The 25,364-nt window shown below is 40.5% G+C and carries 20 protein-coding genes; 7 read left to right on the plus strand and 13 right to left on the minus strand.

All coding sequences use genetic code 11. The features are described from left to right. Positions 1-164 precede the first annotated feature (164 nt). Positions 165-527, plus strand: a complete 363-nt coding sequence (locus BM375_RS02955; RefSeq protein WP_093363690.1) for a hypothetical protein — start codon at positions 165-167, stop codon at positions 525-527. A 440-nt stretch (positions 528-967) separates the two neighbouring features. On the opposite strand, the gene BM375_RS02965 is transcribed toward BM375_RS02955, so the two are convergent. The 4 genes from BM375_RS02965 to BM375_RS02980 form a co-directional block, all read right to left on the minus strand. Beyond that, positions 968-2,083 carry a serine hydrolase domain-containing protein gene (locus BM375_RS02965; RefSeq protein WP_093363692.1) on the minus strand — a complete coding sequence of 372 codons (1,116 nt, stop codon included), beginning with the start codon at positions 2,081-2,083 and terminating at the stop codon, positions 968-970. Between the two features lie 85 nt (positions 2,084-2,168). Then, on the minus strand, positions 2,169-5,840 hold the full coding sequence (gene purL / locus BM375_RS02970; RefSeq protein WP_093363693.1) for a phosphoribosylformylglycinamidine synthase: 3,672 nt from the start codon (positions 5,838-5,840) through the stop codon (positions 2,169-2,171). A 227-nt stretch (positions 5,841-6,067) separates the two neighbouring features. Then, on the minus strand, positions 6,068-6,289 hold the full coding sequence (locus tag BM375_RS02975; RefSeq protein WP_093363694.1) for a VF530 family protein: 222 nt from the start codon (positions 6,287-6,289) through the stop codon (positions 6,068-6,070). A 71-nt stretch (positions 6,290-6,360) separates the two neighbouring features. Continuing rightward, positions 6,361-7,635: a DEAD/DEAH box helicase gene (locus tag BM375_RS02980; protein ID WP_093363695.1), complete on the minus strand. Its 1,275-nt coding sequence runs from the start codon at positions 7,633-7,635 to the stop codon at positions 6,361-6,363. A 507-nt stretch (positions 7,636-8,142) separates the two neighbouring features. On the opposite strand from BM375_RS02980, the gene BM375_RS02985 reads away from it, so the two are divergent. Further along, a complete protein-coding gene (locus tag BM375_RS02985) occupies positions 8,143-9,276 on the plus strand; it encodes an acyltransferase family protein (protein WP_093363696.1) in 1,134 nt (377 codons plus the stop codon). A gap of 266 nt (positions 9,277-9,542) precedes the next feature. Here BM375_RS02985 and BM375_RS02990 read toward each other — a convergent pair whose 3' ends face one another. The 5 genes from BM375_RS02990 to BM375_RS03010 form a co-directional block, all read right to left on the minus strand. Then, positions 9,543-10,535 (minus strand): bifunctional riboflavin kinase/FAD synthetase, encoded by a 993-nt coding sequence (locus BM375_RS02990; RefSeq protein WP_093363697.1) that lies wholly within the window; start codon positions 10,533-10,535, stop codon positions 9,543-9,545. A 31-nt stretch (positions 10,536-10,566) separates the two neighbouring features. After that, entirely contained in the window at positions 10,567-11,304 is a 738-nt protein-coding gene (gene truB, locus BM375_RS02995) for a tRNA pseudouridine(55) synthase TruB (protein WP_093363698.1), read from the minus strand. Continuing rightward, positions 11,305-12,099: an undecaprenyl-diphosphate phosphatase gene (locus tag BM375_RS03000; protein WP_093363699.1), complete on the minus strand. Its 795-nt coding sequence runs from the start codon at positions 12,097-12,099 to the stop codon at positions 11,305-11,307. 6 nt (positions 12,100-12,105) lie between these two features. Continuing rightward, positions 12,106-12,342, minus strand: coding sequence for a DUF3098 domain-containing protein (locus BM375_RS03005; protein ID WP_093363700.1), 237 nt, complete (start codon positions 12,340-12,342; stop codon positions 12,106-12,108). 75 nt (positions 12,343-12,417) lie between these two features. Continuing rightward, positions 12,418-13,296, minus strand: coding sequence for a cell division protein FtsX (locus tag BM375_RS03010; protein WP_093363701.1), 879 nt, complete (start codon positions 13,294-13,296; stop codon positions 12,418-12,420). A 210-nt stretch (positions 13,297-13,506) separates the two neighbouring features. Here BM375_RS03010 and leuS point away from each other — a divergent pair, with 210 nt between their 5' ends. The 4 genes from leuS (at position 13,507) to BM375_RS03030 (ending at position 18,757) form a co-directional block, all read left to right on the plus strand. Next, complete coding sequence (leuS, locus tag BM375_RS03015; RefSeq protein WP_093363702.1) at positions 13,507-16,290, plus strand: leucine--tRNA ligase; 2,784 nt, start codon at positions 13,507-13,509, stop codon at positions 16,288-16,290. Between the two features lie 78 nt (positions 16,291-16,368). Further along, entirely contained in the window at positions 16,369-16,989 is a 621-nt protein-coding gene (locus tag BM375_RS03020) for a hypothetical protein (protein ID WP_093363703.1), read from the plus strand. Between the two features lie 1,029 nt (positions 16,990-18,018). Then, positions 18,019-18,312, plus strand: a complete 294-nt coding sequence (gene trxA / locus BM375_RS03025; RefSeq protein ID WP_093363704.1) for a thioredoxin — start codon at positions 18,019-18,021, stop codon at positions 18,310-18,312. Between the two features lie 4 nt (positions 18,313-18,316). Next, positions 18,317-18,757: a rhodanese-like domain-containing protein gene (locus BM375_RS03030; RefSeq protein WP_093363705.1), complete on the plus strand. Its 441-nt coding sequence runs from the start codon at positions 18,317-18,319 to the stop codon at positions 18,755-18,757. Positions 18,758-18,891: 134 nt separating this feature from the next. Here the strand turns inward: BM375_RS03030 and BM375_RS03035 are convergent, their stop codons facing one another. The 3 genes from BM375_RS03035 to BM375_RS03045 all read right to left on the minus strand — a co-directional run bounded on the left by BM375_RS03035 (position 18,892) and on the right by BM375_RS03045 (position 23,157). After that, positions 18,892-19,347 (minus strand): nuclear transport factor 2 family protein, encoded by a 456-nt coding sequence (locus tag BM375_RS03035; protein WP_093363706.1) that lies wholly within the window; start codon positions 19,345-19,347, stop codon positions 18,892-18,894. Positions 19,348-19,556: 209 nt separating this feature from the next. Beyond that, positions 19,557-22,040, minus strand: coding sequence for a DPP IV N-terminal domain-containing protein (locus BM375_RS03040; RefSeq protein WP_093363707.1), 2,484 nt, complete (start codon positions 22,038-22,040; stop codon positions 19,557-19,559). 79 nt (positions 22,041-22,119) lie between these two features. Next, positions 22,120-23,157: a threonine aldolase family protein gene (locus tag BM375_RS03045; RefSeq protein WP_093363708.1), complete on the minus strand. Its 1,038-nt coding sequence runs from the start codon at positions 23,155-23,157 to the stop codon at positions 22,120-22,122. 224 nt (positions 23,158-23,381) lie between these two features. On the opposite strand from BM375_RS03045, the gene BM375_RS03050 reads away from it, so the two are divergent. Beyond that, positions 23,382-24,353: a YihY/virulence factor BrkB family protein gene (locus BM375_RS03050; RefSeq protein ID WP_093363709.1), complete on the plus strand. Its 972-nt coding sequence runs from the start codon at positions 23,382-23,384 to the stop codon at positions 24,351-24,353. On the opposite strand, the gene BM375_RS03055 is transcribed toward BM375_RS03050, so the two are convergent. Beyond that, positions 24,354-25,361, minus strand: a complete 1,008-nt coding sequence (locus tag BM375_RS03055; protein WP_093363710.1) for an ATP-grasp domain-containing protein — start codon at positions 25,359-25,361, stop codon at positions 24,354-24,356. Between the last annotated feature and the right edge of the window lie 3 nt (positions 25,362-25,364).

Consider the following 25,364-nt stretch of genomic DNA (forward strand, 5'->3'; position numbering starts at 1 on the left):
TAAATTTTAATAGTACACAAATAATTATTAACTTAAAAACCAATTCATCAACATGTATTGCTGATGTTTGATACAAAGTTGAGAAGGGAAGAGATGCTTAATCGGTAGTTAATCAATTATATACGATTATAATCGTTTTTAAACGTTTACAAACGGATAATAAGATGGAAGATAGATTTTGCTTAGCCTGTGGAGAACCTGTTCGCGGTCGTTCAGATAAACGCTTCTGTGATGATGGTTGTCGGAATACCTACAATAATAAATTGAATAGCATTCCTAATAATTTCGTTCGACAGATTAATGCCATATTAAAGAAGAACAGAAGAATTTTGGAAGAGACTTTAAGTTCTGAAAAAATGATTAAGGTGCATCGGAAAAAAATACTGGCAAAAGGGATGGACTTTAACTATTTTACCAATCAATTGCATACCACCAAAGGACAGATTTATTTTTTTGTATATGAATATGGTTATCTTTCCTTGGAGAAGGATATGTTGCTCATTGTGAAACAAAAGGAAACGATTTAAGAAAGAGAGTTTAAAATAAAACCTATAAGGTTTGGTTATATATCCATGAGAAAAATGGAGTATCTCGAAAACCTCCGCATCAGGAAAAACCTTATAGGTTTAAATGGGAAACTTTAAAATAAGAAAGCCTCCTGATCAAGAAGGCTTGATTACATTTTTGTACAAGAATACCAAAAAGCCTGAAACGTGGTTCTTAAAAAATTTAAAAGTTTCCCATCTTGTGTTTACTTTGGCGGTAAAAGCTGTGTCTAATGATTTATTCATGCACTGTATTTTAAAGTTTGTGGCTTTAAGCCGTAAGCTATAAAGCGTAAGCATCTGTATAGTTTATATAAAACTTATAGCAAAAAGCAAAAGCTTTATTTTAAACAGGTTCTTTTAAGACAAAGATACAACCCCTATGTGGTGCAAAAAATACCCAATAGTAGGTATTTTTATTGCTAATATGCTGCTGCAATCTCTGGAAGGAACTTGTTCCATCTTATTTTACCATGTTTCTCGCCTAAGCGCACGATAATTAATTTTTTCTCAGGATCAATAAAGATATATTGTCCTAATATCCCCTGAGCATAAAATGTGCCATTTTCATTGGGAAGCCACCATTGATATTGATAATACCAAGCACTGTTATCGCTGCTGTCCAGCCTGGTTGACTCCTTTACCCATTGTTCAGATACAATTTGCTGTCCGTTCCAGTTTCCTTTGTTCAGATACAGTCTTCCTAACTTCGCAAAATCGCGGGCACGAGCATTGACACAACAAAATGTCTTTTCCAAACCATCTTTTTTGCGGTCAAGGCTCCAACTTGCATCAAATTCCATGCCTATAGGTTTCCATATTTTTTCTTCCAGATAGGTGCTTATGGTTTGTCCTTGCAGTGCGCGTTCCAACACCAGCCCCAAGATTTGGGTCGTTCCGCTTGTATAATCAAATTTTTCTCCAGGTTTATTTTTCAATTGGAGCTTATTGATAGCCTTTCGCAGATTTGTTCCATAGTAAAAAGTAGCTGCATGTCCGAATGGATTCGAATAGCTCTCATTGAAGTCCAATCCTGAAGTCATTTGAAGAAGGTGCTTGATAGTTACTATATCAAAGCCATTCTCTTTTAATTCTGGAATATAGTTGGTGATTGGCTCATCTACAGACTTGATCTTCCCTTCATCGATAGCAATTCCGATAAGCATGGAAGTAATAGATTTTGCCATAGAAAAAGAAGCTACAATAGATTCCTCATCATATTTGTTAAAATATTTTTCATATTGGATACTATCGTTTTGGATGATGAGGAAGGCGACGGTCTTGTTTTGGGAAAGATATTCGTCAAAGGTAACTTCAGTTTCATCTACGGTAATGTTCTTGGGACTTTTAGGTTGTTGGACATAGGGGAAAACAAAAGGTGTTTCTGGTGCTTCCACAGTCCGAGATGGGAATATTTTATGATCCGTAATGTTCGCAAAGTTGTAGAATACAAATCGACCTAATTTACAGGATTGCAAAAGAACAAGACTTAAAAATAAAAGACAGATTAACCGGAATATATTTTTCGTAGGACTCATAAGGTTTATAACTTATTTGCTAAAGATACGAAAGATTTCGAATCTTTAGCAAATGAGAACGACCCCATTTGGGGTCGTTCTCATTTTATTTATTCGTCTCGCACCATTTGCGAGCGTTGATGAATGCTTCTATCCAAGGAGAAACTTCATCCTGTCTGTTCGTAGGGTAATGTGCCCAGTTCCATTGGAAGATAGAGCGTTCGATATGCGGCATGGTTACCAAGTGGCGACCTGTGCTATCACACAGCATAGCTGTGTTGTAATCGGAGCCATTAGGATTATGCGGATATTCCTCGTAAGCATATTTGGCCACGATGTTGTATTGCTCTTCTGCATGTGGCAAGTGGAATTTACCCTCACCATGGGAAATCCATACACCCAAGGTACTGCCTGCAAGCGTAGACAACATGATAGAGCTGTTCTCCTGCACTTTTACCGACACGAAATTGGATTCGTGTTTCTGTGATGTATTGTGGTGCATCTTTCCGTGTATTTCGTGTTCAGGATTTATAAGTTCCAATTCCATGAATAATTGGCAACCGTTACAAATACCAACCGACATGGTGTCGGGACGTGCAAAGAAGTCTTCCAGGGCTTTCTTCGCTTTCTCATTATAAAGGAAAGCACCAGCCCAGCCTTTGGCAGATCCCAATACATCGGAATTAGAGAATCCACCCACAGCTCCGATAAATTGAATATCTTCCAAGGTTTCACGACCGGAAATCAGGTCGGTCATGTGTACATCTTTCACATCAAAACCAGCCAAATACATCGCGTTGGCCATCTCACGCTCCGAGTTGGAACCTTTTTCACGGATAATGGCCGCTTTAATCCTCCCCAAACCCCTCCCAAGGAGGGGCTTTTTACCGCTGAACTGTGTCGGGAATACAAATTTTAAAGGTTGGTTCTTGTAATTGTTGTAGCGTACTTCTGCCATTCCGTTTTTAGACTGTTTGTTGTCCAGTAGGAAGGAAGTTTTGAACCAAGTATCGCGTGTTTCTGCAACATGGAAGGTGAACTCATCTGCATTGTTTTTGATGGAAACGATTTCTCCCTCAATAGACTTACCAATTTTGGTTGCTTGTATACCTGCTTTGGATAAGGTAGATTCTAGAGTCAAATCGTCTTTGGCTTGTAGCACAACGGCGATGTTTTCGTTGAAAAGAACTTTTACCGTATCCGCTTCGCCTAATGCACTGAGGTCGTATTGAGCGCCTAAATTCACATCGGCAAAGGTCATTTCCAATAAGGTAGTGATCAATCCTCCAGAACCAATATCATGTCCTGCTACGATTTGGCCTGTGATGATGGCCTCCTGAATGGTGTTGAAAGCCTTTTTGAAATATGCGGCGTCTTGGATCGTAGGTACGTCTGACCCGATTTTATTATTTATCTGTGCGAAGGAAGAACCTCCTAACTTGAAGCTATCCTGCGAAAGATTGATATAATAAATAGAACCAGCATTTTTAGAAAGTACAGGTTCGACTACTTTGTTGATGTTCGTACAATTACCAGCTGCTGAAATAATCAAGGTGCCTGGCGCAAGCACGTTTTCTCCGTTCGGATACTTCTGTTTCATGGATAGGGAATCCTTGCCTGTAGGTATGTTGATGCCCAAAGCGATGGCAAAGTCCGAACAGCCTTTAACAGCTTCGTATAAGCGTGCGTCTTCTCCTTCATTGTTACAAGGCCACATCCAGTTAGCGGATAGGGAAACACCGGCCAAACCATTTTTGATAGGCGCGAATACCAAGTTGGACAAAGATTCAGCAATGGCGTTACGAGAACCTGCTACAGGGTCAACCAACGCGGTTAATGGTGAATGTCCTACTGTCGTAGCAATACCCTCGGTAGAAGTATAGTCAAGTGCCATTACTCCCACGTTGTTCAACGGAAGTTGCAACGGACCTGTACATTGCTGTTTAGCAACACGACCACCCACACAACGGTCGACCTTATTGGTCAACCAATCTTTGGACGCAACAGCTTCCAACTGTAAAACATGATTGAGATAGGTTGGCACTTGCTTCACATCGTAAGCAAGGTCATCATATTGGCGTACAATCTTCTTGTCCTGCATGATGGTCTTCGGCGAAGAACCGAAGAAGTCTTCCAAAGCATAATCCATCGGTTTTTCGCCTGTGGTTTTGGATTGGAAGGTGAAACGATGGTCTCCTGTTACGTCACCTACAGCATACATCGGTGCACGTTCACGATCTGCTATCTTTTTCAAGGTCTCGATATCTTTTTCGGCAATCACCAATCCCATACGTTCCTGAGATTCATTGCCGATGATTTCTTTGGCAGAAAGGGTAGGGTCGCCCACAGGCAACTTATCCATATCGATTAACCCTCCGGTTTCTTCCACCAGCTCTGAAAGGCAATTTAGATGTCCGCCAGCGCCATGGTCATGGATAGAAACGATAGGATTATGATCGGACTCAACAAAAGCACGGATAGCATTGGCCGCCCGTTTTTGCATTTCAGGATTAGAGCGTTGAATAGCATTTAGCTCAATACCAGACCCAAAGGCTCCTGTATCGGCCGATGATACAGCTGCACCACCCATTCCTATACGGTAGTTTTCACCTCCTAGGATAACAATCTTATCACCTGTTTTCGGCATGTGTTTTTTAGCTTGGTCAGCTTTACCATAACCAACACCACCAGCTTGCATGATAACCTTATCATAACCCAACTTACGGCCTTCTTCTTCATGTTCAAAGGTCAATACGGAGCCAGTAATGAGTGGTTGACCGAATTTATTTCCGAAATCCGAGGCCCCGTTGGATGCTTTAATTAAGATATCCATAGGTGTTTGGTATAACCAATTACGCTCGTCCATACCTTTTTCCCATGGGCGTTCCTCATTAAGACGGGAGTAGGCAGTCATATAGATAGCTGTTCCAGCCAAAGGAAGCGCTCCCTGTCCACCTGCTAGGCGGTCACGGATTTCTCCGCCGGAACCTGTCGCAGCTCCCGCAAAAGGCTCCACCGTAGTCGGGAAGTTGTGTGTCTCGGCTTTCAGCGACAACACCGATTCAAATTCCTTTTCTTCATAGAAGTCGGGTTTGTCGGCTGATTTTGGTGCAAATTGTGTGACTTTAGGTCCTTTGACGAATGCCACGTTATCTTTATAGGCCGAAACAATATCATTAGGATTCGTTTCGGAAGTTTTTTTAATCAGTTTGAATAGGGAAGTGGGTTGCTCTTCACCATCAATAATAAACGTACCATTGAAAATTTTGTGTCGGCAGTGTTCAGAATTGGCCTGTGAGAAGGCAAAGACTTCCGAATCGGTCAACTTCCGTCCCAGTTTGTTGGACAGGTTATTCAAGTAAGTTACTTCTTCGGAGCTAAGGGCAAGCCCTTCGGATTTATTGTAGGCATCAATATCGTCTATTTCCAAAATAGGTTCGGGTTGAATATTGATGTTGTACATTTCTTGTGTTAAAGACTCATATTTCTGAGAAATCATGGGGTCGAAATCGGTAAAGTCTTCATCGACCTTCTGGAACTCCTCGATACGGATAATGCCTTCTATACCCATATTCTGGGTGATTTCTACGGCGTTGGTGCTCCAAGGCGTAATCATAGCCGCGCGTGGGCCTATGTAGTAATCGCTAAGCGTCTGTTCGTTGAGTTTTGTAGCGTTTCCAAAGAGCCAGTTTAGTTTCGAGATATCTTCCGTAGATAAATCTTGTTGGGTTTGCACACCATATAGAGTGTGGCTTGGGTTCACAAAGAAATGAATCATTACTAAGGGTGTATTTTGAACGTTCTTCAAATCAAAGCACAAATTTAACTAAATTCATGTTCATATACAATATAATTGCAATGCCTAGGAAAACGAATTTGCAGTTAACGATGTGTTGTCGGTTTACAATGACTTATTGTCAACGCTCAATGGTGTTGTGCTGGTCATCAGCGGCTTATTGTCAGCCTACAATCATCCATTGTTCATTCGCAGTTTGTTGATTGCGGCTATTTCCCCAATGTTTCAATATATAAATCTTCGACTTTTTTTCGAGCCCAAGGCGTTTTGCGTAAAAATGTAAGAGAAGATTTTATACTAGGGTTTTCTAAGAAGCAGTTGATTGGTATCTGTCGTCCCAGGGGCTTCCAACCTCCGTAATAATCCAGCAGTTCTTCGATAATCGTATCTAACCTTTTGCCGTGCAAGGGGTTGTTCGGTTGTTTTTCCATATCTAAATAAAGGTTTAAACGCAGTCGCAAGCTACAAAAGCTTGCGACTGCGAGGAATAGTGCCTCAAGAATTATCTTTTCTTATTCTTTTTGGTCATTTTGGCTTTTGTACCAGCACCATAATTATAGGTTTTGCTGTTACTTTCTTTCTTTTTATGAAAAGCGCCACCCTGTGATTCGTCCACTTCTATCTTTTCCTTCGGATTATTAGAGGGTTGATAAATTTTGAGATCATCAGGTAGCGGCATGACCGGGATTTTCTTTCCAAGTGATTGCTCTATTTTTTTGAGTTCCGGCAGTTCGATGTCTGTAGCAAACGTGATTGCAATCACCTCTTCATCTCCTGTTTTTACCATGCGTTGTAGAAACAGATCTCTATTTTCTGGTATTTCGAAATGAAAGATAAAAGGAATTTCACTTAAATCAAGGTCATCCGTGCCTTCATTGGCAACAATCAATATCCTGCACTCCGGTATTTGCTTGAAATCTTGGATGTCATCCATGCCTGCATCGTCATAAAATAAAGGATGCAAGACAGCGACTTCTCCTTTTTTAGCCCGTAGACTTTGGCTGAGCTTTTGTGCTGTAAGTCGGCTATTTACGAATACCACCACTTTGTCAAATACCTCATCATCTGCCATCATGAGGTTAAGCAAATTGATTTTTGTGGTAAAATTAGGCACTTGGTACAGCATGAGCTCGTGCGTTTCAGCAATGTCCTGCCCCAGCTCATCAACCTCGACCAAAGTAGCAAAAGGCATAAAACCATCGATCATCAAATGTAGCTTTTCATGTTCGACCGTGCTGAATGCCAGATACTGAACTTTACCACAGCTTTGCGCAAGTTCCCTAACAGGAGTTTGCATGCCTTGCTTTACGATTTCTTCTGCGTCATCGATAATGAAAGTTTGGATGCGATTCAAATTAAGGCCAAGCTTAAGATACACCGCACGTGCACGGTTAGGTGTTGCAACGACAATATCTACCCCACGAACCAGATCTTCGATTTCTTCCTCCATGCTGCCGCTTGTTTTAAGCCCCATGATATGGAGGTTCCTATTCTTGCTGATGGCTAGAAAGCGATCTACTATTTCTGTTATTCGCTCTTCATTAGGTGCCAAAATTAAAACTTTTGGAGCTTCATCCTGCGTGTACTTTAGTCGCATCAATACGCCAAGGACATAGGATGTGGTTTTTCCGGCACCTTCGGGTGCAATGCCGAGAATACTGTGCCCGCCAATGATTCGGGAGATGGATTTTAACTGAAATTCCTTTGCGGTAAAATACCCCAGATCATTCATCGCTGAATGAAGACTTTTACTAAGCTTTAATTTATCTAAAGACACGGCTGAATAATTAAATGAATCCGAAGGGACAAAGTTAACCAAATATTTACAGAACAAAATGTTTTTAGCGAGAATCGTGTTGAGGTAAAATGGAGGGTTCCTTTCGACAATGTGTCTATTATTCCCATTGCAAAACCTTTCTGTCCCTCGCCGGGACTAGGCATTCGTTATCAAAAAGCTTTTTGTAATAGTCCTCACCCTTAATCACTCTCCCAAGGAGAGGGAGACCAATTAGTTGCCTTGACAGTTAGACAGGTAGCAAACTATACACTCGAGAGGGCTGGGGAGAGGAGAATAATGCAGGCACACTTATCTTGACGCCAAAGCGAAAGCTTTTGGAGGGCTGGGCGATATAAAAAAACTGTCTAATAAAACCCTCTATTTGTTTTAAGCATAAAAATAAGATGCGTTGACCCTAGGTTTTAGCATATTCTTAGAACTGAATTTAAGGTGTATTTCCTATTTTTATCCCGAGATAAAATGCATCATCATCTTTAGCAATACGAAATGATCCAAACTGAAACGCCTTCATCGGCATTTGTAGATTCGAAACCCCATTATACTATTCTGGATGGACTGCGCGGTGTAGCCGCTTTAATGGTTTTAGGCTACCATATATTTGAAGCTTTTGCTACCAGCCATATCGATCAACATATCAACCACGGCTATTTAGCGGTAGATTTCTTTTTTCTGCTGTCCGGTTTTGTGATAGCCTATGCTTATGATGAACGCTGGAAAAAAAATACCATAACCCTGAAAGGGTTCCTGAAGCGTCGCTTGATCCGTCTACATCCCATGGTCGTCATCGGGGCTATTATTGGTGCTTTTATGTTTTACTTCCAAGGCTGTGAGGTGTGGGATGTATCGGTTGTGCCGGTAACATTGCTTTTAGTGTCTACGATGTTAAATGCACTGTTAATTCCTGTGACCACGGGCTTTGAAATCCGTGGCGTAGGGGAGATGTATCCTTTGAACGGCCCCAGTTGGTCTCTGTTCTTTGAGTATATCGGCAATATTTTATATGTGTTATTTCTTCGTCTGTTGCCCACACGGGCATTGGCCGTCCTTGTCTTCCTTGCAGGGTGTGGATTAGCTTCTTTTGCCATTTTCGGTCCTTTGGGTGATCTTGGTGCTGGGTTTGCGATGACGGAAAATGATATTTTAGGGGGTTCCTTGCGTCTACTGTTCTCCTTTTCGGCAGGTTTGTTGTTATCCCGGATATTTAGGCCCACGAAGATAAAAGGGGCATTTTGGATCGGTAGCCTTGTTCTCATAACAATATGTGCTATCCCAAGAATCGGTGGATACGATCATCTGTGGATGAACGGTTTGTATGATAGTATCTGTGTGATTCTTATTTTTCCACTACTTGTTTATATTGGTGCTTCGGGTACACTGACCGGAAAAACGGCTACACGTGTATGCAAGTTTCTGGGCGATATATCTTATCCTTTGTATATGGTACATTATCCTTTTATCTATCTTTATTTTGCCTGGGTGAAGAATGAGAATCTAACGTTCGTAGAATCGCTACCCGGAGCAGTGGCTGTAGTTGTCGGCAGTGTGCTGTTGGCGTATCTGTGTTTAAAGTTCTACGATATACCTGTACGAAGATATTTGACCCGAAGGTTTTTGAAATAAAGCTTATAGCAATAGGCTATAAGCTTTAAATAAATTATACAGCAGATAGCTTACTGCTTTAAAATCCTCACCCCAGCCTTCTCCCTCGTCAGATCCCTTTCCTGAGTCGAGACCTCGCTGGCGCGAGCGTGCCGCTCGTGCCTTAAATAATTAAAGGACCCCCTCTCTCTTTCAAGTTACACTTCGTTAAACTTGAAAGAGGGAGGGTGAGGATGTTACGAGAATAAAGAAAGTAAGACTTCCGAAGTTTTTAAACGGCGAAGCCCTCAACGCAGTGAACCTTCTTCGTCAAAATATTGTCGGATAGCTACTTCATCCTGTTTAATCTGTTCGCGCATAAGGTCTAGGGATTCGAACCGCTGGTCATGGCGAATAAATTTAAGGAATTTGACCCGTAGGGTCTTTTTATAGATGTCGTCTTTAAAATCTAGTAGATTAATTTCTATTTTCCGGCTCATCCCATCAATAGTCGGGCGTGTACCAATATAGGCCATTCCTTTCGCGACTCTTTCGGGTTGAGGGTGCATATATTCGCCGGTATGGATTTGTGGCATTGCAGGATATATTTCTGCCTCAACAGCATATATGCCATAAGCCGGAATCAGCTTATGCTGTTCGTGGATATTTAAGTTTGCTGTGGGGAAGCCAATTTCTCTTCCAATTTGATCGCCTTTAATAATACTGCCGGTAAGCTCGAAAGGATAACCTAAGTATTTGTTGGCAGTTTCGATATCTCCTTTAATCAAAGACTCACGAACGCGTGTGGAAGACACGGCTACGTCTTCAATATCCTGTTCTGGAATCTGCTCTACAACGTAATCAAATATAGAGGCATAGTGCTTTAAATCTTTAATAGAGCCCGCTCTGTTTTTACCAAAATGATGGTCATAACCGATAACGATATGCTTTGTGCCCAATTTACCGACCAAGACATCGCTAATGTATTCCTCAGCACTTAGGTTTGAAAAATCACGGGTAAAAGGTGTGATAATCAGGTGGTCGATGCCTGCGAGAGCTAAACGATGCGCTTTCTCTTCAATATCGTTTATTAGCCGAAGACTATCGTCATTCGGGTTAATGATTAGCCTTGGATGTGGAAAGAAGGTTAATAGCACAGTTTCCCCTTGGGTCTTTTCTGCAACTTCTTTAAGTTTTGCTAATATTTTTTGATGACCAATGTGTACACCATCGAAAGTCCCGATAGTAACTACGGCGTTGGGTAAGGTACCAAATTCATCTAAGCTTCTATATATTTTCATTTCCTTGTTATCGGATTAGCTTAACAAACGGTTATTGCAGTGCCGTTGTTGTATGCAATTTAATTTTTTCAACCAATTCTGTCAAGTTCCAGGCATTATCGACATGGAACTCTCCACTTTTTGTTCTGCGCAAAGCACTTAAGTGGCCACCTACTCCCAGATTTTTGCCAAAATCATTTGCGACGGAGCGAATATAGGTGCCTTTGGAGCAACGGATACGGAAATACACGTTTGGTAATTCAATTTTCTCAATTTCAAATTCTTGAATGAACACGGTGCGCGATTTCATCGCAACATCTTCGCCACGTCTGGCTTTCTCGTACGCACGCTCGCCGTCGATTTGTACGGCAGAATGCGCAGGTGGATATTGTTCTAATGCGCCCTCGAAAGATTTTGCGGTACGCAAAATGTCTTCTTCTGTGATATGCGCATAGTCGAAAGTCTGGTCGATTTCGGTTTCCAAATCGTAGGAGGGAGTTGTCGCCCCAATTGTTATCGAGCCTGTGTATTCCTTGTCTTCGGCTTGAAAAGTGTCTATTCGCTTTGTAAATTTCCCGGTGCAGACAATCAGCAAGCCCGTAGCTAGGGGGTCTAAAGTGCCAGCGTGACCAACTTTGAATCTTTTCGGGAGACCCAGTGACTTTATCAAGGTGTATTTCAGCTTATTGACAACATCAAAACTGGTCCATTCCGATGGTTTATCCACCAATAATACTTCGCCTTCTGCGAAGTTAAAAGGAGAAGAGAGCTGTTCTTCTATGTTTTCCATTTATATAATTTGCAGACTGTGTCCGCTTAACAATAATCCAATAATCACTAATCCCACAACAATTCTATACCACCCGAAAGCTTTAAAGCCGTATTTTGTCAATACATTAATGAAAGTTTTAATGGCTATAATGGCTACAATAAAACCAACTACGTTTCCCACAATGAGTAGGTTTATTTCTTCACCGGTGAAGGTATGTCCTTCTTTAATGAATTTATACAGTTTGACGATGGATGCGCCCAGCATCATTGGAATAGCTAAAAAGAAGGAAAATTCTGCAGCTGCTTTGCGTGTTAGTTTTTGGGTCATCGCTCCGACAATTGTGCTGGCAGAACGTGAAGTGCCAGGAATCAATGCCAGACATTGGTACCACCCAATAATGAAAGCTTGCTTGTAAGATATTTCATCGGAATTGTCGATGGTGGGTTTGTTGAACCAACGATCCACGAATAATAGAATAACGCCACCAAGAACCAACATCACAGCAACCATTAATGGGCTTTCCAACAAAGCGTCGATATAGTCGTTCAGTACCAGTCCCAAAATAGAGGCAGGAATAGCTGCTACGACCAATTTATAGTAAAAGTCCAGCGATTTAAAAAAACGCTTGTAATAGAGCACCAATACGGATAGGATAGTACCTAATTGTATAACAATAGTAAATAATTTGACGAATGGGGAAGGTTCCATCCCCATTAAAGCTGTCCCAATAATCATGTGCCCGGTAGAGGACACAGGAAGAAATTCGGTCAATCCTTCAATGATTGCCAATACGATCGCCTGAAAATAGGTCATCTGTTCTTAACTGCTTTTCTTCTTAGGTTTATACAATATAGCTACAAACCCTAAGGCAAAACCCAATACGACAACCAATGGAGCTAAGGTAATCTTCGTAAAGCTATAGATATCTTCTGTTCCCATCATCAATAGGAAACCAATCAATACAACGACAATGCTGGCTATAAAGAGTTGGTAATTTACCTTTTCAAATGGGAAAGATGCTTTTGTTGTGGTGGTATGTTGTTTTTTTTCTGCCATGATTTTTTTATTGTTAAATCCCCCTAACCCCCGAAGGGGGAACTTATTTACACCCCCTTTGGGGGATGGGGGGAATTACCTATACAAACTATGTGACTTTGCACGCAAATATTTCGTTACAGCAAAATAGGTGCTTAATCCAGAAATGATAATCCCTAGTATAACGACAATCAAAAAGATAGCGCCAAACTCATACCAATTACGAAGGAAAACCAAGTCCGGGATTTGCTTTTGCGCAAACTGAAGGGTGAATATCAGCAGTAAAATCGCTATCAATGCCCCCAGCAGACCATGGAAAATACCGTAGAAAATATAAGGTTTGCGGATGAATGTCTTCGTCGCACCGATTAATTGCATGCTCTTGATAAGAAAACGCTGCGAGTAAATAGCCAATCGTATGGTGTTATTGATAAGCGCAACCGCAATGATTAAAAGTACCACTGCAAATGCCAATACCACCATACCAATGATACGGATATTTTTGTTGACCATGTCGATCAAAGATTCTTGGTATACAACCTCTTTCACACGGCTGTTTTTAGAAGCTTTCTGTATGAAATTCTGTATGCTATCCGTATTGGCATATTGCTCTTTGAGGTAAATATCAATAGAAGGTAATAATGGATTATGCCCCAAATACTCGACAAAATCCTCACCAAGGTCTTCTTTGAGGTTTTTAGCAGCTAATTCTTTGCTGATATATTCCGTGCGGAGTACATAAGGGTCTTTTTCCAGATCCTTTTGCATTGCCAATACATCACCTTCATTGACATTGTCATTGACGATAATGTTCAATACGATATTCTCCTTGACGTATTTGGAAAGGTTTTTAGCGTGGACGAGAATAAGTCCAAGTAAGCCTGTCATTAACAAAACCAAAGCTATACTGATGACCGTAGAAACGTAAACCGATTTCGTTTTTCTCCTTGGAGAACCTTCTTCGTGTACCGACATATAGTGTTCTTATATTTGATTGCGAAAGTAAATAATAATGTGCATTTAAGAAATATTTTCCTGTAATATCTTCGATGAAAAGGTATATTTCTTTCATTATTTAACATCTCGTACGTGCAATTTATTGTTCAATATGAAACTTTTGTCCCTATTTTGCCGTAAAATAGCTATTTTCGCAACACTTTAGAGATTAGCAGATAATAGGTTAACATGGAATATAATCATCAGTCGTTAGAGAAGAAGTGGCAACACTTTTGGTCGGATAAAGGTACCTTCAAACCTTCTGAAACCACAGAAAAGCCCAAGTATTATGTATTGGATATGTTTCCTTATCCTTCGGGAGCAGGGTTGCACGTAGGGCACCCACTGGGCTACATTGCTTCAGATATTTTTTCAAGGTACAAAAGATTGAAGGGATTCAACGTTTTGCATCCGATGGGCTACGATTCTTTTGGTTTGCCAGCGGAACAATATGCTATCCAGACCGGACAGCACCCGGCTATTACGACCGAAACAAATATTAATCGTTACCGTGAGCAATTGGATAATATCGGTTTTTCGTATGACTGGTCACGGGAAGTACGCACGTCCAATCCTGATTATTATAAATGGACACAGTGGATTTTTATGCAGCTGTTCAACGCTTGGTATAATAAAGATACCGATAAAGCGGAATCTATTGATACTTTAATTAATGCTTTTAAAGTATCTGGTTCAGTTTATGTTAACGCTGTGTCAGATGAAGATGTTCAACAATTTACAGCTGAAGAATGGAGTGCTTTTTCAGAGGAAGAGCAACAACGTGAGTTGCTGAAATATCGTTTGGCTTATTTGCGGGAAAGCACTGTAAATTGGTGCGCGGCGTTGGGTACGGTATTGGCAAATGATGAAGTTATCAATGGGGTTTCTGAACGTGGAGGACATCCTGTTGAGCAGAAGAAAATGATGCAGTGGTCTATGCGTATTACAGCGTATGCAGACCGTCTATTGCGTGGCTTGGAGACAATAGATTGGCCAGAGCCATTGGTGGAAATGCAGCGTAACTGGATTGGTAAATCTGTGGGGGCGTCTGTCAAATTCCCAGTACCTGAACAGGTTGGGGGGATTGAAGTATTTACAACTCGTGTCGATACAATTTTCGGTGTGTCCTTTATCGTGTTGGCGCCAGAACATGAATTAGTTGATGCTTTAACTACGGATGAACAACGTTTTGAAATAGAGTCTTATAAAGAAAAAACAGCGAAGAAGTCCGAATTGGATAGGATGGCTGATACAAAAACTGTTTCGGGTGCATTTACCGGTGCGTATGCTAAGCATCCGTTGACAGGGACAGATGTGCCAATCTGGATTGCTGATTATGTATTGGCGGGTTACGGAACCGGTGCTGTAATGGCGGTGCCTTCCGGAGACCAGCGTGATTATGTATTCGCCAAACATTTTAATTTACCGATTGTCCCTATTTCGGATTCGCAAAACATCGAAGAGGAAGCTGATCCAAATAAAGACGGACGTTATATCAATTCGGATTTCATCAACGGTATGACCTATGCCGAAGCGGTTCCTGCACTAATTGAGCGACTGGAGGAATTGGGCTTAGGGAAAGCTAAAGTCAATTTCCGTATGCGTGATGCTATTTTTGGCCGTCAGCGCTATTGGGGCGAACCTGTACCGGTTTATTTCAAAAATGGGTTGCCATACTTGATTAAAGAAGAGGAATTGCCTTTACTATTGCCTGAAGTAGATAAATATTTACCAACGGAAACCGGCGAGCCTCCATTGGGCCGCGCTGAGGATTGGAAATATCAAAATCAGTATGACTATGAATTGAGCACCATGCCGGGCTGGGCAGGTTCTTCCTGGTATTGGTTCCGCTATATGGATCCAACCAATGAAAAAGATTTTGCTTCCAAAGAAGCAGTTGATTATTGGAAAGCCGTCGATTTATATATTGGTGGTTCTGAGCATGCTACGGGTCACCTGCTATACTCTCGCTTCTGGAATAAAGCGCTAAAGGATCTGGGGTATCATAATGAGGAGGAACCTTTCAAGAAGCTGATTAACCAAGGGATGATACAAGGCCGATCAAACTTTGTATACCGTCTGTTGAATGAAGAAGGTAAGGGAACGAATACTTTTGTCTCTCATGGTCTGCGCGATCGATATAGAACGCTTCCTCTACATGTGGATGTTAATATTGTTCACAACGATATTTTGAATACGGAGAAATTCAAATCTTTCCGTCCGGATTTTGCCAATGCCGAGTTTATTTTGGAAGATGGCAAATACATCTGTGGGACAGAGGTGGAGAAGATGTCTAAATCGAAGTTCAATGTGGTCAATCCTGACGATATCATTGAAACCTACGGTGCGGATACACTTCGCTTATATGAAATGTTCTTAGGGCCTTTGGAACAAGCAAAGCCTTGGAATACAAATGGTATAGAGGGCGTATATAAATTCTTACGTAAGGTGTGGCGTTTGTTCCATGATGCAGAAGGGAACTTTGCCGTATCAGATGAAGAACCGGTAAAAGCAGAGTATAAGGCCCTGCATAAGATTATCAAAAAAGTGGAAGAGGATATTGAACGGTTCTCTTTCAATACTTCAGTATCCGCATTTATGATTTGTGTGAACGAATTAACTGATCTGAAGTGTAACAAACGTAAGATTCTTCAAGACTTAATCATTGTGTTACAACCGTACGCCCCACATATTACCGAAGAACTTTGGGCACTATTGGGCAATGAAGCGGGTACCATTTCTTACGCTGAATATCCTGTATTTAATCCAGAATACTTGGTTGAGTCAGAATTTGCTTATCCTGTCTCGGTAAATGGTAAGATGAAGATGAATCTTCCCTTAGCTTTGGATCTGGATCAGAAAGCCGTAGAAGAAACGGTTCTTGCAAATAAGGATGTACAGCGTTACCTGGATGGAAAACCGGTGAAAAAACTGATTTTTGTAAAAGGAAAGATTATCAATATTGTGATTTAATCCCCCTAACCCCCAAAGGGAGAACGATATGTTTATATAAAAGGGGATTGATTTATTTATTTTTAATTTCGGACAGTGATGAATACATTTACGTTTGTTGTAGGGCCGGTAGCAGCAGGAAAATCTACCTTCATGGAAAATAAACTGTACAACATTGATAAAAATGCGTGTAATTTTTTTGACCATGATAAAGTAAAATTAATGATTCATTTATATGCAGAAGATAAAAGCAAAATAAATGACTTGAATCTTGCGAATGCTCAGAAAAACGCAATAAATGATAGTATCAGTAGCCATAAGGATTTTATGATGCAAATTCATTTTACGAATGAACAACAATCACAAATAAATACTTATCTGCACGAATACAAAAATAAGTTTGTTTTTAACGCACACTTCATTGCCGTGGATGACGTGGAAATATTAAGGGAGCGAGCGAATAAAAGAGAATTGTTGGGTGGACATTCATCACAAGGAAAATCAATAGAACAGTCTTTTAAACAGTCTTTTAAGAATTTCATTACATATCTGCGAAAGTTTAAAAAAGCTACTATTTGGGATAATTCAAAGGATTTTGGTTTTAACAGTATGGAAGAACAGTTAGTATTCGAGGACGGAAAGTTAGTCTTTCAAAACCCTAATCTAACGCCCTATGCTATAAAATTGCTGACTGAGATCGAAAACACAAATAATAGCTAAAAGGGTTAAAGATTGCGATTAGATATCTTTATCAATAGGAGAATTTACTTGCTATAATCCTTCAAATAATGTTCCAATGAGGATATACGTTGAAGGAACGACAGCTGTTATGAAAGAATGAGCCTGTACAATACCAATTTGTACAGGCTCAGTTTTTTTGAAGTGTAAGCAAAACGAGATAAAGCGGTGTCTAGGGTTGCATATGTGTTATTAATAATAACTCCTCAAATTTTACTTGTATGCATGTGGAGGAGACGGCATACATTCCCTCCCTAGGGGTTGAAAATATAGTATAGCCTGTTGCGTTGTGCATGATAATTTACAGTTTAAATTCTACGTAACATGAAAACGATGACGACATACATGGTTATAAAGACAATATACATTAAAGCAAAGTCAAAAGGAATGAACAATTGGACTGTTGTGTTTTAGATTCGTGCAATGCTCTTTTTCTTGATGATAAGTGTCTATTTTGCATAGCGCATTGAAATTTTGCTGTTGTCATCGTGGTTTTGCATGCAGACTATGTGCAGAACGATAAAGTCTATTGTCTTTTGTACAGGAACAGACTACAAGTTGTACTTCTCTGTTTAATTTAAGGTAAAGATCATGTTCTTTTAAAGAAATTAATGCTTCTTTAAAAGCATGTTACGTAGCAAAATGACAAAGACATACTACTTCATCCATATGAATGAGTACGTTATCATTAAGTCTATTGTATCCCTTGCTTAGAATATGTACATCACGAAAAGGATTGTCTACACTGTGCAATAAACAGTTGAGTCTGTGAATATGACCTTGTACAGAAAGCATAGGTATATTTACATGTTATGGAAAACAGTTGTGCCTGTTGTGTTGTTCATGCACTTTGGTAATAAGTATATGCTGGGCGCTCTGTTGTATGTCGTAAACATGTCGTTGTTTCTCAAAATAAGGCAGGGGGTTGAAAATAGCCTCAACTTTTTTACAGAATAGTTCTTCAATTTGTTTATATTGTATTTAATATTTGTAGAAGAAAAACAGTAGAATATGACATTTCAAGAGATTATCAATCAGGATAAGCCTGTGTTAGTGGATTTTTTTGCCGAATGGTGTGGCCCCTGTAAGATGCAGACCCCGATTTTGGACGACTTAAAAAGCAGGATAGGAGATAAAGCGAGTATCATTAAAATCGATGTTGATAAAAACCCTCAAGTTGCTGCGGCTTATCAGGTAAGGGGCGTCCCTACGCTCGTGTTGTTCAAAAATGGCAATATCCTTTGGCGACAATCCGGTGTAGTACAGGCAAATGATTTGGAACAGTTGATTACACAAAATATATAGGGTTATGATGATGAAGAAAGTGATTTTTATGCTTTTACTGTCTGTTGGGATAGGCAGTTGGGCTACGGCACAAGAGCAGGATTCGGTAGAAATAGTGAAATTGGAAGTACATACGTTTTTGGAACAGGTCAAAGACACAACAGGTATTCAGCTAATTGATGTACGTACGGCAGAAGAATTTCAGGGAGGACATGTAAAGCATGCTATCAATATAAACCTGAATGCAGAAGATTTTGAAGAACAGGTTGCGAAATTAGATAAATCAACACCTGTTTACCTCTATTGCCTAGGAGGTGTGAGAAGTGCAAAAGCGGCGGAACGGCTGAAGAAGCAAGGATTTGAACATATCTTTGAAATGAAAGGAGGGATGACGCAATGGCGTTCTAACAATCTGCCGGAAGTGAAAGAAGAAATGCCAGAGGAAGGAAACAAGCCTAAAAATTAGACTTTGAAGCATAAAAAAAGGTTTCCAAACGGGGAGAATGGAAACCTTAAACTAACCAATTATAAACCTAAATTATGATGATGCAAATATAAGTGTATTTTATACACTATGCAAATATTTTTTATTTTTTCCTGTTAAGGATAAGTGACGTCAATTTTGCTGATTTTCCAACCATCTTCCGTCTTTTGCATGGTGAGCATATCCACTCGTGTGAAATTCTCAAAGTTCAAGGTCGCTTTTACAACTGTATAACTATCTTGATCTTCTAACACACTGTACGATGTGGTGCAATTGTAATTATATCCTTTGTTGCTTTCGATATATTTAACGATTTCCTTTTTCTGATGAGTTGCTTTCGTTCTTTTTCCGTGGAAGGTCTGTGTAAAACCGTCTTCAAATAGATACTTTGCCAAATCAACATCCTGACCTTTAGTAACAGCATCTAGATATACATCAACCATGGTTGTTGCTTTGACGTATTTTAATGGATTTGCTTCTACAGGAGAACCGATAACTGCGGCAGAAGTAAATGAACTGGCAGAAACAACAATCATTGCAGCTGCGATAATGGATTTTGCTAAATTTTTCATGACTCTTATTTTTTAATGTTTTTAAATTATGTTTTCTTAAATCGTTGATTCAAAGGTAGTAGTCATGAAGAGGATAGGAGATAGTCTTTAGATTAATGTAGGGGAAAACTCGGTAAATATGGTGGGTTTTTCGGTGAAAGCGGGATGGGTAGATAAGCAACAAGGGCGAGGTCAGGTGACCTCGCCCTTGTTGCTTAATTCGTAAGCTACTATTTCCGCAGTGGGTTCTCTCGGTTTATTTCGGTCATATCCACCTCGTAGGATTTGGAATCACCCAATAAATGTTCTGCAAAATAATCTGCCATTTTCCAGAAGAAATATTCTGTCATGTTGCCAAAACCGTGTCTTTGTCCAGGCAATAGTAAGAAATCAAAACGTTTGTTGGCCTTGATGAGTGCATCAGCCATCCGAATAGTGTTTGCTGGATGTACGTTGTTGTCGATATCCCCAGTTGCTAATAATAGCTTTCCTTTCAGATTTTTGGCAAGCTCAGTATTACGTTCGATCTGATAAGTGAAGGTCGTATCTCCTTCAGCGTCAATTTTCTCATTTACGCCATGATGGCGTTCGCTCCACCAGCGATTATAAATGTTGTTTTCATGATTTCCAGCTCCGGAAACAGCAACTTTGAAAAAGTCGGGGTAAACCAACATTGCCGCTGTAGACATAAACCCACCACCAGAGTGACCGGTAATACCTACACGATCAATATCGATAAAAGGATGTCGATCGGCTAATTGCTCTGCAGCTACTTTTTTATCTTCCAGCCCGTAATCACGCAGGTTGCCGTAACCGTAGGTGTGATACCATTTGGAACGATCTGGATGACCACCGCGATTGCCGACAGTAATGACGACAAAGCCCATCTGGGCCAAACGGTCTATACGATCCATACTGCGCCCGAAAGACTTGTTAACCGCTTCTGTTTGTGGGCCTGGGTATACGTATTCTACAATGGGGTAAACACGTGTAGAATCAAAGTCAAAAGGCTTATACATAACCCCGTACAAATCTGTAATACCGTCGCCAGCCTTTACTTTAAACGGCTCAGGGAATTTATAACCTGCGGCAAAAAGTTGGGAAAGGTCGGCTTCTTCCAATTTCATGATAAGTTGTCCGTTGCTGTTATACAGTTCGGAAGCAGGGATCGTATTTACGCGAGAGTAATTGTTCACGAAGTATTTTCCACTCTCACTTACGCTGACTTGATGATCATAGTCGCCTTTATTGAGTAATTTTGGCATTCCCCCGTTTACAGATAGTGCATAATGATGTAGGTAATAAGGATCTTCGCCCTCTTCCTTGCCATTGGCGGTGAAGGTAAACTGGTTGCTGGTGAGGTCATAGCCGGTAATATCGCAGCAGTTGAACTCGCCGGAAGTCAATTGTTTTACCAAGGTTCCATCTGTATTATATAGATAAAAGTGTCCCCAACCATCACGTTGCGACCAATGGATAAACTGTTTGCCGTTATTGATAAAATATGGTTTTTTGATGTCTAAATAGACATTTGAGCGTTCTTCTACAATAGTGCGGGTTGAACCGTCAATATTTACCGCAACAATATCAATCCTTTTTAAATCTCTGCTGGAACGACTGATGTAGAACTCTTCGTTGGTTCCTAACCAATAATTGATAAAATGCTTCCCGCTATAGCTGCTCTTATCCCGGTTCTTGCCATAAATACCTGCAGTCTGGTTTTTAAAAGCATTGATCGGTACACGTTTTGAGGATAGGGAGGAGGCGTCAAAGATGTATAGCTCAATCTCGGTGGAGTCGGTTTCACCCGGCATGAGATATTTGTAGGTTTCTAAGGTAGGGCGTTTTGCCGAAACATTATTGATGACCCATAATGCGCTCAGATGCCTATTGTCTTTTCGGGTAAGAGCAAAATATTTCCCGTCGGGCGACCAACTTAACCATACCGGTTTTCTCTTTTTCAATTCTTCATCTTCTTTCTCATCGCCTGTGGTGGTGCTATATTGGTCGCCACCCCAAGCGTAATATTGTATGCCATCTGTCGTTACCTGATGCTCTACGATGGTGGAATCTTTTTCATCTTTTACAGCTTTGTCGTAATTGACTTTGTCCATCCAATATATATTATAGTTTTTGGCAAAAAATATCCGACTGGTATCTGGTGAAAAGTTTGCCCAAGAAGGCTTTGTCTTTTCTTTCAGCGTATCGGAAATCTCACGTAATTCTTTGTTGGCAATATCGTATTCCAGATGAAAAACCTTTTTCTTCAACGAATCAGATTTGTTTTTGAGCTTCGCCAATTCTTCTTTGTTTTTCACCGTGTCTTTGGTGCTCTTCACTTCAAAACGGATACGTTTCTCGTCATCTGTGAATTTTAGGTTTTCCAAAGTAAGATGTTGGGCGTCAAAGGGATTTTTAACAATTTTTGTAACCTGACGAGCCATATCCGCATTGTCGAATAACAATTGTTTTGAACGTGCTGCGGGATCTACCAAATACCAGTATTTTCCTGCGGGAGTTTGGTACTCATACCAAAACTTATCGGAATGATTGATCCAGTTTGGTTTTACATCAGTAGAAAAAATCATGGTGCGAAGTTTCGCAGGAGAGAATTTAGCAGCTAAGTTGTAGTTGGCTTTTACAACCTGTTTATCTTCTTGAGCGTGAGCGGATAAGCAGATAAGCCCTACACATAGGGTGAGTAATTTGCGCATTATGTCTATTAATCTATTAGTTTAAGGTGGCTAAAGTATTGAAAAAATAAGCAAGAGGGTGACAGTATTCTGTAAAATTTTAAGGACAAATATGCTTACTGCTTATAGCCGCTATAAATTGATCTACTACTTCTTCAGGCGTAGCCCAGGATGTAATCAGCCGGATGGCGCTATGTTCCGCGTCTATAGTTTTCCAGGTGTAGAAAGAGTAATTTTTAGACAGCTCATGGATTAAGTTATTGGGCAATATTGGGAAGGTCTGATTGGTCGCCGGAGGATTGAGAAAAGAGAACCCAAGTTCTTCAAATGACTGAGCCATGCGTAACGCCATTCTATTGGCATGGGTTGCCAAGTCAAAATAAAGCCCACTTTCAAAAAGACCAAGGAACTGCAGGCCAAGGAAACGGCCTTTTGCGAGTAATGCACCTTTTTGTTTTAAAGCATAATCAAAGTCGATTGCTAACGATGGCGTACTAAATACAATGGCTTCACCCAACATGGCACCATTCTTCGTGCCGCCGATATAGAAGACATCGCACCGATTCGCTATTTGTGGGAGTGTCAAATCATTGAAAGGTGAAGTCAGCGCATGCCCTAACCGCGCCCCATCCATAAATAAAAGGAGTTCGTGCTCCAGACAAAAACGATGAAGTGCATCAAGTTCGGAAAAACTATAAATACCGCCTATTTCGGTCGAGTTGGAAATATAAACCAAACGAGGTTTCACCACATGGGGGCGTAAGCTGTATTCTGCAAGTACTTGCTCGAGTTGATGGGGATAGAGCTTGCCGTCTGTACTGTCTACCGTGATAACCCGATGCCCGGTAGCTTCGATAGCACCGGTCTCGTTGGCAAAGATATGTCCGGTTTTGGCGCTGATTGCCGCTTCATGTGGTCGCAAAAGATGGGAGATAACCAAAAGATTTGCCTGTGTGCCTCCGGAAGTGAAAAAGATTACTGCATCCTCCTGTTGCAGCTGTTCTCTAAGGATGTTTTTTGCTTTGATGGAATAGGAGTCTTCGCCGTAGCCAAGCTCTTGTGTGTCATTCGTTTCTATAATCTTTTGTAGGACATGCGGATGCACGCCCTCGGCATAGTCGTTTTTGAAGTTATACATGTACGTCCTTTAGTTGTCTGTAAATATAGTCGTTTTAGAAGGATGCTAAAAACCTATTGAAACCTAAATCTAATTTATTTGTTCTATAATAGGAACAGGCGTTGTGCATTATTACTTTTCTTTGTCATCCTGAGGCTTCGATAAACTCAGCCTGACATTTGTCGAAGGAATGGTTTTTATTTCATAATGTACAACCGATTAAGAACAAATATTGAAAAACACAGATGGCAAATAATTTTAAACAGTTTTTTAAACAACAATTTCAGATTCTGAAAAATACAGTTATGGGATTTACCAACGAGGATAGTATGAAATATAGTGCTTCTTTATCGTACTATACGGTTTTTTCTATAGGACCTATCCTTGTTTTGATGATATCTTTGGCGGGTATTTTTCTGGGAGAAGAGGCTATAAAGGGAAAGGTTTTTGCAGAACTCAGCGGTTTTGTCGGGCCAACGGCAGCCAATCAAATTCAGGAGGTCATTAAGAACTTGCAATTGTCTGGTAAGTCCAATATGGCGTTGGTTATTAGTTCAGTAACCTTGATATTGGGAGCTACTACGGTTTTTGGTGACATACAGAACTCCATTAATAAAATCTGGCATGTTCGTCCGAAAGTAAAAAAAGGATGGTTGAAGTTGGTAAAAGACCGTTTATTGTCTTCTTCACTGGTTATCGGTTTAGGTTTTTTATTGGTGGTGACTTTGATCATTAATGGTGTGATTTTGGCATTTACGGATCGATTAAAGCTCTATTTCCCCGATGTTACGGTGATATTGATTGATGGGTTGAATTTCCTGCTTTCATTTGGAATTATCTTTTTGTTGTTCTCCGTGATTTTTAAAGTATTACCGGACGTGAAGATCAGCTGGCGGACTGTACGCTCTGGAGCATTGTTCACTGCTGTACTTTTTGTCATAGGACGATTCCTTATTGGTCTTTATATCCAAAACTCCAACACAGAGTCAACATATGGAGCGGCCAGTTCCATCGTGCTGATTCTACTTTGGGTATATTATACAGCGGCTATCTTATACTTAGGGGCAATTTATACCCGGGAATATGCAAGCGTGAAAGGTGTACCTATCGAACCATCCGAATTTGCAGTGCATGTGGAGTTGCAAGAAATAGAGCGGGAAGTGGACGAAATTCCACCCGCACCGCTCAGTGCTGAAGAAACCACTATAGAGAAGTAATTATATATTTTTTCTTTGTTTTACTTGCTCTTCCAAATCATTGATAACAATTGTTGCAAAGTCGGTTTTGCTCAATTCTGATGCAAGGCCTAATGCGCCTGGACTAAATACATTGATTTCCATTATTTTATCTCCCACGATGTCTAAACCTACGAAATACATACCGTCATCTTTCAATTTTTTACTGACTTTCTCAACGGTTTGCAAGATAGTGTCGTCTATTTCAGCCGACTGTGCTTTCGCTCCCTGATGAATGTTACTCCTTATTTCGCCTTCCTGCTGTACTCGATTAACGCAAGCATAAGCGCCATTTTTCTCTAAAGGCGCGCCATTTAACAAGAAGAAGCGTATATCACCTTTTGTAGCTGCTGGCAGGTACTCTTGAGCAAGTACATAACCATCACGTGCGATTCCTTCTACAATCTGTTTGAGATTATGGCGTTCATCCTTTTTGACCAAGAAAACGTTTTTCCCGCCAGACCCCTTCAAAGGCTTGAGAATAATTTGATCTTCCTGCTTTTCCAAAAATTGTACAACATCGTCATAATTGCGGGTAACTATCGTTTTTGGTCGGATTTCCTTAGGGAAATTTTCCAGATAAAGTTTGTTATTTGCTTCAATAAGCTGATCTGGATCATTAATAACCAAGGTTCCTTGACGCTTGATCAAGCGTGCAAATTGTAAAGCTGTAGAAGATGCCCAAGGTCTGTTGATCATATCTAAAACTGGGTCATGACGAATCCAGAGCACATCCATACTTTCAGAATCTACAAAGATTTTCTCCTTTTCTTTCAGTTTTTCCAATAAATCTTCTTGATCTAAGATGGTCTCAGCGGGCTCAATGACTCTACAATGCGCACCTACTGTTTTTTTGCCTAAATAAGCGAAGTCTGCAAGTCCGATATATAGGATGGTATGTCCCAGTTCATGTGCCCGGAAAGCCAAGAGGGTTGTCGTGAAAGCGGCGGCCTCTTTATGGGTTTGGTTGATTAAAAAAGCGATTTTCATATA

This window comes from Sphingobacterium wenxiniae (assembly GCF_900116225.1).
GTDB lineage: Bacteria > Bacteroidota > Bacteroidia > Sphingobacteriales > Sphingobacteriaceae > Sphingobacterium > Sphingobacterium wenxiniae.

Coding starts and splice junctions, on each gene's coding strand:
- truB (WP_093363698.1), bottom strand. CDS start 11,304: ATGGAAAACATAGAAGAACAGCTCTCTTCTCCTTTTAACTTCGCAGAA.
- BM375_RS03050 (WP_093363709.1), top strand. CDS start 23,382: ATGGCAAATAATTTTAAACAGTTTTTTAAACAACAATTTCAGATTCTG.
- BM375_RS02990 (WP_093363697.1), bottom strand. CDS start 10,535: ATGAAAATATATAGAAGCTTAGATGAATTTGGTACCTTACCCAACGCC.
- BM375_RS02975 (WP_093363694.1), bottom strand. CDS start 6,289: ATGGAAAAACAACCGAACAACCCCTTGCACGGCAAAAGGTTAGATACG.
- BM375_RS03020 (WP_093363703.1), top strand. CDS start 16,369: ATGAATACATTTACGTTTGTTGTAGGGCCGGTAGCAGCAGGAAAATCT.
- purL (WP_093363693.1), bottom strand. CDS start 5,840: ATGATTCATTTCTTTGTGAACCCAAGCCACACTCTATATGGTGTGCAA.
- leuS (WP_093363702.1), top strand. CDS start 13,507: ATGGAATATAATCATCAGTCGTTAGAGAAGAAGTGGCAACACTTTTGG.
- BM375_RS03035 (WP_093363706.1), bottom strand. CDS start 19,347: ATGAAAAATTTAGCAAAATCCATTATCGCAGCTGCAATGATTGTTGTT.
- BM375_RS03010 (WP_093363701.1), bottom strand. CDS start 13,296: ATGTCGGTACACGAAGAAGGTTCTCCAAGGAGAAAAACGAAATCGGTT.
- BM375_RS02965 (WP_093363692.1), bottom strand. CDS start 2,083: ATGAGTCCTACGAAAAATATATTCCGGTTAATCTGTCTTTTATTTTTA.
- BM375_RS02955 (WP_093363690.1), top strand. CDS start 165: ATGGAAGATAGATTTTGCTTAGCCTGTGGAGAACCTGTTCGCGGTCGT.
- BM375_RS03030 (WP_093363705.1), top strand. CDS start 18,317: ATGATGATGAAGAAAGTGATTTTTATGCTTTTACTGTCTGTTGGGATA.
- BM375_RS02985 (WP_093363696.1), top strand. CDS start 8,143: ATGATCCAAACTGAAACGCCTTCATCGGCATTTGTAGATTCGAAACCC.
- BM375_RS03045 (WP_093363708.1), bottom strand. CDS start 23,157: ATGTATAACTTCAAAAACGACTATGCCGAGGGCGTGCATCCGCATGTC.
- BM375_RS03055 (WP_093363710.1), bottom strand. CDS start 25,361: ATGAAAATCGCTTTTTTAATCAACCAAACCCATAAAGAGGCCGCCGCT.
- BM375_RS03000 (WP_093363699.1), bottom strand. CDS start 12,099: ATGACCTATTTTCAGGCGATCGTATTGGCAATCATTGAAGGATTGACC.
- BM375_RS03040 (WP_093363707.1), bottom strand. CDS start 22,040: ATGCGCAAATTACTCACCCTATGTGTAGGGCTTATCTGCTTATCCGCT.
- trxA (WP_093363704.1), top strand. CDS start 18,019: ATGACATTTCAAGAGATTATCAATCAGGATAAGCCTGTGTTAGTGGAT.
- BM375_RS03005 (WP_093363700.1), bottom strand. CDS start 12,342: ATGGCAGAAAAAAAACAACATACCACCACAACAAAAGCATCTTTCCCA.